Raw genomic sequence first — 11,710 nt, 5'->3', positions numbered from 1 at the left:
CTTAGCTCGAAATATTTAACAAAATAAAAGATGAAGTGCCGATGTTTATCGGAGTTGCCCAACATCCCGCTGCTCTATGGGTTATGAAATAAGCAAGTTTCGATTGTTTGCGTATTATTTTAAGAACTCTATAAAAAAGGCCGGACAGTAGTGGAACAGTTTACTTAATAAGCAGTATCAGGTAATCTTATCATGCTAAAAATTTACTATTGAATTTGCCCAATATTTATATATTTTACATTAATGTTCAAACACATTATTCAAAAGGTTAACAAATAAACCGGCGGAAACATGGAATACAATATCCGAAAACTTGAAATGCCAGATTATGATGATTTGATGAATCTCTGGCAAAAAAGCGGTTTGCCATACAGACCAAAGGGACGGGATTCCCGCGAGTTGATGGCTTTCGAATTTAAAAGGGAGGAAACCTGCTTTTTAGGAATGTTCGATAATGGCAAGCTAATCGGGGCAATCGTTGGCACCTCTGATGGTCGCAAAGGCTGGATTAACCGTCTGGCTATCGACCCTGAATATCGCGGGCAAGGGCTGGCAAAAACATTAATCGAGGAATGCGAGAAGTTCTTATTTGGTTTAGGTTTGATGATTATAGCGGCATTGATTGAGGATTATAATAATCCCTCGAAAAACTTGTTTGGCAAAGTTGGATATAAATTCACTGATAATGTTCATTATTTCTCTAAACGCTTATCTGATGATGTCTAAAATTCAGTTTTGGGCTTGATAAAATCTGTTTAAATATTAAACGATTTTGAAAATAACCGGATAATCATTACTTAAATTATTAAAATGCCCATCATATTAGCCGAAAATGTAAATAACTATTGGTTAATCAGGTTTATTACTATTAAAAAAATATAATCCTGTTATACCAATTGTTAAAGACAATTAATAGTCTTTTAAAAGTGAGATTAATTATAATCGCAGCCATGCTAAAAAGTAAAAGTTGCAATAACCTAACACAATGTTAAAAACAGCGCTAACAAGATTCGCTGCTGTTCATGTTGGGTTTCATGACTGCTGATTATTATTGCTATGTAAACATATTGTATAGGAGATAACCATGATAACAACCGAAACAAAAACAAGCGTAATTGTAAAACGAGGTTATTCATGTTTGCCTGATGAAGCCCAGGCAGTTAAGGAGTTCTATAATCAAATCTATCATCCCGAAATGACAGCTGTGGTTATTTTTGCCTCCTCAAAGCTCAATCTGGACAAACTGGGAAACGAACTGAAACAAGCTTTCACGGTTCCTGTGATAGGCTGTTCGACCTCTGGTGAAATCACTCCTGATGGCTACCGGGAAGGTTCCCTTACCGGATTCAGCCTCACAAGTGAGAAATTAAAAGTTCTCACATATAATATTAATCCGCTTGACAATCTCAATACATCGCAGATACAGGATATTGGCACATCTGTGAAACAACACTTATCAGAAGAGCAGAAAAAAGACGCTAATGCAAAGGCGTTTGGTTTATTTCTGATTGATGGTCTTTCGGTCATGGAGGAAATAGTAATTGCAAATCTTTACAGCGCTTTAGGAAATATTCCGCTGATTGGGGGTTCAGCCGGAGATGATATAGCTTTTAAAAAGACTTGTATCTACTCCGATGGGCAGTTTATCTCAAACATGGCAACTGTTACATTAATTATCACATCCTTGCCTTTCGAAACTTTTAAAATACAGCATTTTACGCCAACCGATAAAAAACTGGTAATCACACAGGCGATTCCCAGTCTTCGCGTGGTCAAAGAAATCAACGGTAAACCGGCTGCATGGGAATATGCGCGGCTTATAGGATTGAAAATCGATGAACTGGAACCTATGGTATTTTCCAAATACCCGGTGATGCTTAAAATCGGCGGCGAATATTATGTCCGCTCCATCCAAAAGACAAATGACGACGGCAGCCTGACATTTTTCTGTGCTATTGATGAAGGCTTGGTTCTGACTCTTTCGAAAAGCTCTGATCTGGTTAGCCATCTGGAGAGTTCTTTAGCAGATATATCGCAAAAAGTTCCCAATCCGCAATTAATTATCGGCTTTGAATGCATCCTGCGCCGACTTGAAGTTATCGAAAAAGATTTGGCAAGCGATGTAGGCAAGATTATGAAACGGCATAATGTTGTAGGTTTCCACACCTATGGTGAACAATATAATTCTATTCATGTTAACCAGACATTTACCGGAGTCGTAATCGGGAGTTAATTATGCCGCAAGTACAACAGCTTGAAAAACACATACTTGAGTTAGAGGAAAAGCTTGCAAGTCTTGATAAAATTAATACAGCCTTGATGGGTCGAATCGAGAGAAGCATCGATTCTACCGGTAACGCGTTTTCTTTGTTCGAGTCAAATACTTTCTTACAAAACGTTATAAATGAGAGAACACAGGAACTTGCAAAAACCAACGAACAACTGCGTCAGGAACTTGTTGAAAAAAAACAGGCTGAGGAAGCGCTGCGAGAGAGCGAAAAACGTCTAAAGATAATACTGAATACAATTCAGACTGGAACTGTAATTATAGATCCCGAATCCCACGTTATTGTAGATGTTAATCCTATGGCGGCGAAAATGATAGACGCTCCTACCGAACAGATTATCGGAAATATATGTCATAAATATATTTGCCCGGCCGAGAAGGGAAAATGTCCATTCACCGATCTTGGCCAGGAAATATATAATTCAGAGCGAATGTTAATAACTGCTAAAGGTGAAGAGGTACCGATACTCAAGACAGTAACCTATATAATCCTGGAAGGACGAAAATATATACTTGACAGCTTCATAGATATCACTGAAAGAAAAAAATATGAGAGGGAAATGGCCGATAAAATGAAAGAACTCGAAGAATTTAACAAACTTGCTGTCGGCAGGGAACTCAAGATGATTGAACTGAAAAATGAAATCAACCAATTACTGGCCAAATTGGGAATGGAAAATAAGTATTAAGTTGTTAACGCTTATATTAAGGATATACTAATGAAAGGTATTATTAATAAAGGGATTCAGCAACTGGTAGAGACAAAGTTTGGCTCTGAGGCATGGGAAAAAATCAAATCACTTGCCGCCTGTGAAGATCAGTTCTTTGCCATCAATCAAGATTATCCCGATGAATCGACGATGGCTTTGGTCAAGGCGGCTTCTAAAGTCTCCGGACTGCCTGCGGAAACGATAATGATCGAATATGGCAAGTTCCTAATCCCGAATGTTTTAAAAAATCAATATCCGGTCTTTTTCAAGTTAGCGGGATCATCGCCGCGGGAATTCCTTATTAACATGAATCGTGTACATGAACATGCTATCAGGAGCATTGCAAAAGCAATACCGCCAAAATTTGAATATGAGGAACTGTCTGACGGCAGGCTGTTGATGCATTATCATTCTAAACGCGGACTCTGCGTTGTGCTTCATGGGATGATTCTGGGAGTTGGAATTCTTTTCAACCAGGAGCTTCAGGTACGAGAGACAGCTTGCGTACATAAAGGAGAACCCCACTGCATTATGGAGGTTACTTTTCCTTGAGTCATAACGTCAGTTATATAAAGATTGCGCCTGAAAATCTTAGTCAGGTTATGCCATTTATTCTGGCAACCGACAAGAATATGGATATAATCTGGGCAAGCGAGGCAATTTTGACGTGGGCTAAACATGCTGTAGGCATGAATATCTCCAATTTAATTAAATCAGAAAAATCCCATGAAAATTATTCTCCGGAATCAGTAGCTTCAAAGATTGGAATAAGGCACGAATTTTTTCTACTTAGAGATGATCAAAATATTCCTTTAGTAGGTCAATGGCAATCGACCTTTGACGGATTTATAATGTTGGCATCACCAAACGCAAAAAGCATTGAAGAATTAGTTCATTTTAAATTCGATGATTTCGCCGCAACCGACGACCTCATTGACTTTCTTGTAGCGCGTGATGAAAACAGTAAATCTTTGCAGGAAGCTACATTAAACGCCGAAAAATTAAAAATAAAAAACCAGGAACTCGAGACATCCAAACAAGAACTCAATCAGAAATTGAGCGAAATATATGACCAGCGAAAAGCATTTCTTAATATGATGAAAGATATGGAAGAATCAAGACATCAATTAGAACTGGTTCTGGATGATCTTCAAAGTCAAATCACCGAACGCAAAAAGGCTGAGGAAGATTTAAAAACATTCGCTGCCAAGCTGGAACAAAGCAACCGTGAACTGCAAGAGTTCGCTTCTGTAGCCTCACATGACCTTCAAGAACCACTCCGAAAGGTTCGAGCGTTTGGCGACCGTTTAAAAGCAACATGTGGCGATGATATATCCGAAAAGGGGCGCGACTATCTTCAACGAATGCAGTCCGCAGCCGGTCGAATGCAGGTTTTAATCGAAGATCTACTGACATTCTCTCGAGTAGCTTCCAAGGCACAGCCATTTGTTGCTCTCAATCTTCAGAAGATAGCGGAAGAGGTAATATCCGATTTAGAGATAACAATCGATCATTTGAACGGAAGAGTCAAGTTGGGCAAGCTGCCAATTATTGATGCGGATCCTATACAAATGCGCCAGCTTTTGCAAAATTTAATAGGCAATGGTCTGAAATTCCATAAAAAGAATATAACACCAATTGTGAAAGTTGACAGCAAAATTATAGAAAAACAATCTCAAGATTCTTCAGAAGATAGTTTTGTTCAAGAATTCTGTCAAATTGTCGTAGAAGATAATGGTATAGGTTTTGATGAAAAATATTCCAGTAAAATTTTTAATGTTTTTCAGAGACTGCATAGCCGAAGCGAATATAAGGGGACAGGTATAGGTTTGGCAGTCTGTCGTAAAATTATCGAACGTCATGGCGGTGATATCACGGCAGAAAGCAAACCGGGAAAAGGAGCAAAGTTCATTATAACTATCCCCTTAAAACAACGCGATGTTGTAATGAATGATGAAATCCAAGAGGAAATAATTAATCAGCAAAAAGCGAAAAAGAAAGTTCAAGAAAAAAAAATAGCTGCATTTAAAGGCAGAGAACCGAGCTTTATACAACCTATTATATAACATTTTAGTGAATAATAGAAAAGGGGAAAGATTGATGAATGCAAAAGGAAAACCAATCTCGATATTGCTGGCCGATGATGATCCGGATGACCGTCTGATGGCGACCGAAGCGCTTGAGGAAAACCGACTGGCTAACAATCTTCATATCGTAGAAGACGGCGAAATGTTAATGGATTACCTCTATCATCGAGGGGAATATGCCGGCACACAGAACTGGTCTTTGCCGGGGCTGATACTGCTCGACCTGAACATGCCCAAAAAAGACGGCCGCGAAGCCCTTAAGGAGATAAAATCGGATCCGAAACTGCGGCGAATCCCGGTGGTAGTTTTGACTACCTCGAAAGCTGAAGAGGATATCTTTCGCACTTACGACCTCGGCGTGAATTCGTTTATCACCAAGCCGGTATCGTTTGAATCGCTTGTGTCAATTATGAAAACCCTTAAAATATACTGGTTTGAAATTGTTGAACATTATAATGAGAGTAATCATGTTGAAAAAACACATGTATAGGCAAAATACATATCGCGGTTTTATCTTGAAGGCAACATTAACAGGAAATATATGATGAATGCAAAAGGAAAACCAATCTCGATATTGCTGGCCGATGATGATCCGGATGACCGTCTGATGGCGACCGAAGCGCTTGAGGAAAACCGACTGGCTAACAATCTTCATATCGTAGAAGACGGCGAAATGTTAATGGATTACCTCTATCATCGAGGGGAATATGCCGGCACACAGAACTGGTCTTTGCCGGGGCTGATACTGCTCGACCTGAACATGCCCAAAAAAGACGGCCGCGAAGCCCTTAAGGAGATAAAATCGGATCCGAAACTGCGGCGAATCCCGGTGGTAGTTTTGACTACCTCGAAAGCTGAAGAGGATATCTTTCGCACTTACGACCTCGGCGTGAATTCGTTTATCACCAAGCCGGTATCGTTTGAATCGCTTGTGTCAATTATGAAAACCCTTAAAATATACTGGTTTGAAATTGTTGAACTGCCGTAACAGATAGGTGAATTATTAAAGTTAATGACAACCTCATCAAGGTAATGTTGGTCGATGACGACGAAGATGATTATATTATAACTGAAGGCTTACTTTCAGAAACTAAGGAAGCAGCCTACAAGTTGGATTGGGTTTCAACTTATGAAGAAGCTCTTAATATAATCAGTCATAGACAGCATGATGTCTATCTTATCGACTATCGCCTTGGGGCGTACAGCGGACTTGATCTTATCAAGGAGTCTATTGAAAGCGGTTGCCTGGCTCCGATGATATTGCTTACCGGTCAGGGCGGTTCCGAGGTTGATATAGAGGCTATGAAGGTGGGGGCAATGGATTACCTGATTAAGGGTCAGATTGATTCATCCATGCTGGAGCGTTCTATCCGGTATGCTATCAAGCGTAAACAGACGGAGGAAGATGTAAGATACTCGGAGAAGAAATTCAGAACCATATTTGAATCTGCAAATGACTCTATTTTCTTAATGCATAAGGATACTTTTATTGAATGTAATTCAAAAACCGAAGAAATCTATGCCTGTACCCGTGAAGAGATTTTACAAAAAAAGCCGTATGAGTTTTCCCCGCCTATACAACCTGATGGACGTGATTCGAAAGAAAAGGCTTTGGAAAAAATCAACGCCGCTTTGATTGGTAAACCCCAATTCTTTGAATGGACTCATATCAGGCTCGATGGCACTCCCTTTGATGCGGAAGTCAGCCTCAATAACATCGATATCGGCGGTAAGGTTGTTATCATGGCTATAGTTCGTGATATCACCGATCGTAAACGGACAGAGAAGGAGTTGAAAGAATCAGAAAGAAGGTTCCATGATGTTGCGTTAAGCTCGGCTGATTGGATTTGGGAAGTTGACATGAATGGGAAATATACTTTTGCCTCAGGGCAGGTAAAAGAACTCCTTGGATATGATCCCGAAGAGCTTATTGGAAAAACTCCTTTTGATTTAATGTCTGACGATGAGGCAAAACGAATCGGTGAAATCTTCAGAAAAACAGTCTCTGAAGAAAAGCCAATTGTTGATTTAGAGAATTGGAATCTAACGAAAACAGGAGAGAAAGTGTGCCTTCAGACAAACGGCGTGCCAATATTGGATGATAACGGCAAACTGATAGGCTATCGAGGTGTGGATAAAGATATTACCGAACGCAAACAGGCGGAAAAGCACAGGCTTGAACTTCAGGAACAACTTGAACGAGCTCAGAGAATGGAATCACTGGGGATATTGGCTGGCGGCGTTGCGCACGATCTGAACAATATACTTGGACCATTGGTTGGATATCCCGAGTTGATGCTGTTAAAACTTCCCGAGGATAGTCCATTAAGAAAACAGGTGCAAAGAATCGGCAATTCTGCTAAGGAAGCAGCAGATGTGATACAGGATCTTTTAACACTGGCGAGAAGAGGTCGTCTTGAGATGTCCCCGCTCAATATTAATGATGTTATCGACGCCTATCTTGATTCATCGGGCTTTGTAATACTAAAAGAAGAACACTCGGATATTTCCGTCAAACTGAAACTTGATAATACCATCGCTAATATAAACGGCTCTTGCCCTCATCTGTCGAAGGTAATAATGAATCTTATCGTTAATGCCTTTGAAGCTATGCCGGAAGGCGGCACGATTACTATAGAAACATCGCAAAAACATATTGAAAAACTTCTGGGCGGCTACGATAAGATTAAGCAGAGAGAATATATATTTCTGAAAATCCGCGACACCGGCACAGGGGTGAAACAAGATGATATAGGTAGAATTTTTGAACCATATTACTCAAAAAAGAAGATGGGATCCAGCGGCAGCGGTCTTGGATTATCGGTAGTATATGGAATCGTAAAAGACCATAACGGTTACTATGATATTTTCTCTAAAGTTGGAGAGGGAACGGAGTTTGTTCTTTACTTTCCCGTTTGCAACAAAAGCGTTGAAGAAAAATCCAATGTTGCATCAAACTATAAAGGCAGCGAAACAATATTGGTTATTGACGACGTCGAAGAGCAAAGAATAATAGCCTCGGAACTTCTTACCAGCTTAGGCTACAGGGTCGAGTCGGTTTGCGGCGGCAGAGAAGCCGTTAAGTACTTGAAGAATAATAGTGTCGATATTATCTTGCTGGATATGATAATGGAAGATGATTTTGACGGTCTGGATACATATCGTGAAATCATTAAACTGCACCCCGGACAAAAGGCTGTAATTGCAAGCGGTTATTCTGCAACCGATCGGGTTAACAAAACGCAGCAGCTTGGGGCGGGTCGATATATAAAGAAACCATATTCGCGCGATACTATCGGTCAGGCTATTCGGGAAGAACTCGATAAAAAGGCAGCCTCTGTCAACTCATTAAAAGAAACATAAAACAAGATAACAATGATAGTGTATTCTAATTGTTATTCAATTATCCAGTACATCTAATGGAGCGAATTTTACCATAATTTTTTTAATACTTGCCCCAAAACGGATTGTCAGGATAGTATCCTCGTCTTTACCCTCTTTATTTATAATCATACCATCCCCAAATTTAAAATGCGATACTCTTACGCCAGCCCTCAGTTTATCATAATCAGATAGTTTTTCAGAGTTTGTGCTGACACTATTATCGTTATTGGCAATTAGCTTGTTTGTTCTCGCTTTATATGAGTTTGCAGGCTGTTGCTTTGGGGAATATTTTAAAGCCGGCGTTCTTTCATAATAATTAAAACGTTCCACATCGATAAGCTCTTCCGGGATGTCGTTAAGGAAACATGACGGAGAGGTAAAATTGATGCTGCCATAACGGCGGCGGAAACTGGCCATAGTAAGAAAAAGCCTGTTCATGGCGCGAGTAATCCCAACATAACATAACCGCCTTTCCTCTTCTATATCATCTGCTTTAAGGGAATCTCTTATAAGGGGAAACAATCCCTGCTCCATGCCGGTTATAAAAACCGTATCAAATTCTAAGCCTTTGGCGGCGTGAAGCGTCATTAGCGTTGCCGCCTCCCCGTTTTCATCTCGGTTATCGGTTTCTGTGATTAAAGCGATTTCCTCTAAAAAACCGCTTAGCGATGGTTGTTGGTCTTCGCTGTCATCTTCTTTAATCCTTACAATATACGATATTACCGCATTTTGAAATTCTTTAACATTATCAGCTCGAACATCAGCTTCCGGCGACGTGTCATTAGTCAGCATTTTAAGATAGCCCACATCATCGATAAGACGAGCAGCTATTTCATCAAGAGGCATTTTATCAATATTTTTTGATAGATTAGTAATAATCTGATAAAGCTTTTTCAACTCAACAGCGGCAATTCCTTTAATTCCGGCAGAGTCTGGTTTTGCTAATAGTTCAAATGGGGAAATGTTTTCTTGTTCGGCTGCTTTTAATAATCTTTCAATTGACACCTTGCCGACTTTGCGTTTCGGCACATTAATAATCCTTAATAATGATTCGGTATCATCCGGATTTACCATCAGACGCAGGTAGGCAATAATATCTTTAATTTCTTTTCGTTCATAAAACCTGGTTCCGCCAATTATCACATAAGGAACACCTGCATCCCTCAAAGCATCCTCAATAGAACGCGACTGGGCATGAGTTCTGAATAAAATAGCGAAATCTGACGGACTTTTATCATCCCGCAAACCAAGCTGAATCTTTGCGGTAACCGCTTCAGCTTCATCCCTGTCATCGCCGCATAACATGAACGTGATATTATCGCCGCCAAGCTTATCAGTGAAAAGCCTTTTGGATTTGCGGTTAATATTTTTACGAATAACATGATAAGCGCTGTCGAGAATAGTTTTTGTAGAACGATAATTTTGTTCAAGTTTCACAATTTTGCAGCCGGAATAATCTAACTCAAAATTAAGGATATTATTGATATCAGCGCCGCGCCAACCATAAATCGATTGGTCGTCATCGCCAACAACGCAAATATTTTTTCTCTCTCCTGCCAGAAATTTAATCAGGCGGTATTGAGCATAATTGGTATCCTGATACTCATCGACTAAGAGGAAAGGGAATTTTTGTTGATAGAATGCCCGAATATCGGGAAATTTATCGAAAAGATTTACAGTAAGCATCAATAGGTCATTGAAATCCATGGCGCTATTCTTTTTTAGCTGCTTTTGATAATCATCATATATTCGAGCAGTATTTTGGATGATAAAATCGCTGGCCGATTCTTGAAATACGCTAACTGATATGAGCTTATCCTTTGCTCGCGAGATGGCATTCAGGGCAGAAGCCGGAGACGGCTGGTTTTCCGGGATACCCAAGTTTTTTATTATACGTTTGATAAGAGCTTTGCTATCAGCAGTGTCGTAAATTGTGAAATCGCGTTTGAAGCCGAGCTTATCGGCATGAGTTCTCAGTTGGCGGGCACAAAATGAGTGAAAAGTTGAAAGCCAGACAAATCTACCGGCAGGTCCCAGAAGATTGATTACTCTTTCCTTCATTTCTCCGGCGGCTTTATTGGTAAAAGTTACTCCAAGTATCTGATCGGCTCGCACTATACGGTTAGCAATTAAATGGGCGATGCGGTGAGTAATTACTCTTGTTTTACCCGAACCAGCGCCTGCTAATGCCAAGAGAGGTCCCTCAATATGGCTTACTGCTTCTCGTTGGGCGGGATTTAAGCCTTTCAAACAATCATTGTTCATAGTATAGGCAATATATGATTATTTTTTGGTGATGGTAGTAGTTTTAGTGGAATAAGCAATAAAGACATATTTACAGCAAATTAACTGTCGATATACAAATAAGTTCTTGACAATATTAATGTTCTAAATAAATTAGTCTTTTAATGGCGGCGTAGCTCAGTTGGTTAGAGCAGAGGAATCATAATCCTCGTGTCCGGGGTTCAAATCCCTGCGCCGCTATTATTTATTTTATATACATTAAATTATTGATTGGCAACAGATTACAAAAATATTATATTTAGATAAAACATACCTGTGACCATTGAGTGTCTATAGAGTAAGGAGATTAAATTGGGATCGATTTATAAAAGAGGAAAAAATTATTACATTGATATCCGCTCTAATGGCAAGAGAATTAGAAAAAAAGTAGGACCATCGAAAAAGCTTGCTGAATTAGTACTGAAAGATACCGAAGTACAAATTGCCAAGAATAAGTTTAAATTCAATATTGCTGATGGAGAGATTATAGACTTGTTTGAATTGTATTTAGATTACTCAAATACTAATCATCGGCCAACATCTACTATGAGATATCATAACGTAATCAAAAACTTTCAATTGTTTCTTGCATTGAATTACCCGGAGATATCCAAGATTTCACAACTTGATCTCGACATGTTTGAAAAATATAAGAAATTTAGGTTAAATGTTGATCCGAGGACCCTTAAGCTTCCAGATGATTTCCCTATAAAAATCCCTAATAATTGTACTAAAGCAAAAGCTGTGACTCTCAATTATGAGATTAAAACTCTAAAATCAGTATTTAATTTAGGAATTAAACAAAACCTATGCTCAACTAATCCATGCGATGGTGTTTCTTTACTTAAAGTCATAAATTCAAAACAACCGCGATTTTTGTCAAAAAAAGAATGTGAGAATTTTTTAAGCAAATGCCCGATTAATTTTTATCTTTTTTTTTTTAATTTTATAAATCCGGG

At 39.2% G+C, this 11,710-nt stretch carries 10 protein-coding genes and 1 tRNA gene; 10 read left to right on the top strand and 1 reads right to left on the bottom strand.

The annotated features are described in order from the left end of the window. The first annotated feature begins 291 nt into the window (after nucleotides 1–291). The 8 genes from J7K40_10535 (at nucleotide 292) to J7K40_10500 (ending at nucleotide 8,447) form a co-directional block, all read left to right on the top strand. Nucleotides 292–726, top strand: coding sequence for a GNAT family N-acetyltransferase (locus J7K40_10535; GenBank protein ID MCD6162835.1), 435 nt, complete (start codon nucleotides 292–294; stop codon nucleotides 724–726). A gap of 358 nt (nucleotides 727–1,084) precedes the next feature. Then, nucleotides 1,085–2,233 carry an FIST C-terminal domain-containing protein gene (locus J7K40_10530; GenBank protein ID MCD6162834.1) on the top strand — a complete coding sequence of 383 codons (1,149 nt, stop codon included), beginning with the start codon at nucleotides 1,085–1,087 and terminating at the stop codon, nucleotides 2,231–2,233. 2 nt (nucleotides 2,234–2,235) lie between these two features. Continuing rightward, complete coding sequence (locus J7K40_10525; protein MCD6162833.1) at nucleotides 2,236–2,976, top strand: PAS domain S-box protein; 741 nt, start codon at nucleotides 2,236–2,238, stop codon at nucleotides 2,974–2,976. Between the two features lie 30 nt (nucleotides 2,977–3,006). After that, a complete protein-coding gene (locus J7K40_10520) occupies nucleotides 3,007–3,549 on the top strand; it encodes a heme NO-binding domain-containing protein (GenBank protein MCD6162832.1) in 543 nt (180 codons plus the stop codon). Nucleotides 3,550–3,599: 50 nt separating this feature from the next. Further along, nucleotides 3,600–5,063 (top strand): hypothetical protein, encoded by a 1,464-nt coding sequence (locus J7K40_10515; GenBank protein ID MCD6162831.1) that lies wholly within the window; start codon nucleotides 3,600–3,602, stop codon nucleotides 5,061–5,063. A 34-nt stretch (nucleotides 5,064–5,097) separates the two neighbouring features. After that, a complete protein-coding gene (locus J7K40_10510; protein MCD6162830.1) occupies nucleotides 5,098–5,574 on the top strand; it encodes a response regulator in 477 nt (158 codons plus the stop codon). A 54-nt stretch (nucleotides 5,575–5,628) separates the two neighbouring features. Beyond that, complete coding sequence (locus tag J7K40_10505) at nucleotides 5,629–6,072, top strand: response regulator (protein ID MCD6162829.1); 444 nt, start codon at nucleotides 5,629–5,631, stop codon at nucleotides 6,070–6,072. A 44-nt stretch (nucleotides 6,073–6,116) separates the two neighbouring features. Then, nucleotides 6,117–8,447, top strand: coding sequence for a PAS domain S-box protein (locus J7K40_10500; GenBank protein MCD6162828.1), 2,331 nt, complete (start codon nucleotides 6,117–6,119; stop codon nucleotides 8,445–8,447). A gap of 36 nt (nucleotides 8,448–8,483) precedes the next feature. Here J7K40_10500 and J7K40_10495 read toward each other — a convergent pair whose 3' ends face one another. Continuing rightward, a complete protein-coding gene (locus tag J7K40_10495; protein ID MCD6162827.1) occupies nucleotides 8,484–10,733 on the bottom strand; it encodes a UvrD-helicase domain-containing protein in 2,250 nt (749 codons plus the stop codon). Nucleotides 10,734–10,878: 145 nt separating this feature from the next. Between J7K40_10495 and J7K40_10490 the strand changes: the two genes are divergently transcribed. After that, nucleotides 10,879–10,952, top strand: a tRNA-Met gene (locus J7K40_10490). 111 nt (nucleotides 10,953–11,063) lie between these two features. Further along, the coding region (locus tag J7K40_10485; GenBank protein MCD6162826.1) for a phage integrase SAM-like domain-containing protein at nucleotides 11,064–11,710 on the top strand (647 nt) is incomplete at its 3' end.

The sequence above is a fragment of the Candidatus Zixiibacteriota bacterium genome (genome assembly GCA_021159005.1).
Taxonomy (GTDB): Bacteria; Zixibacteria; MSB-5A5; order UBA10806; family 4484-95; genus JAGGSN01.
Note: the sequence above shows the minus strand (reverse complement) of the source record. Positions and strands in the feature narration are given on the sequence as shown.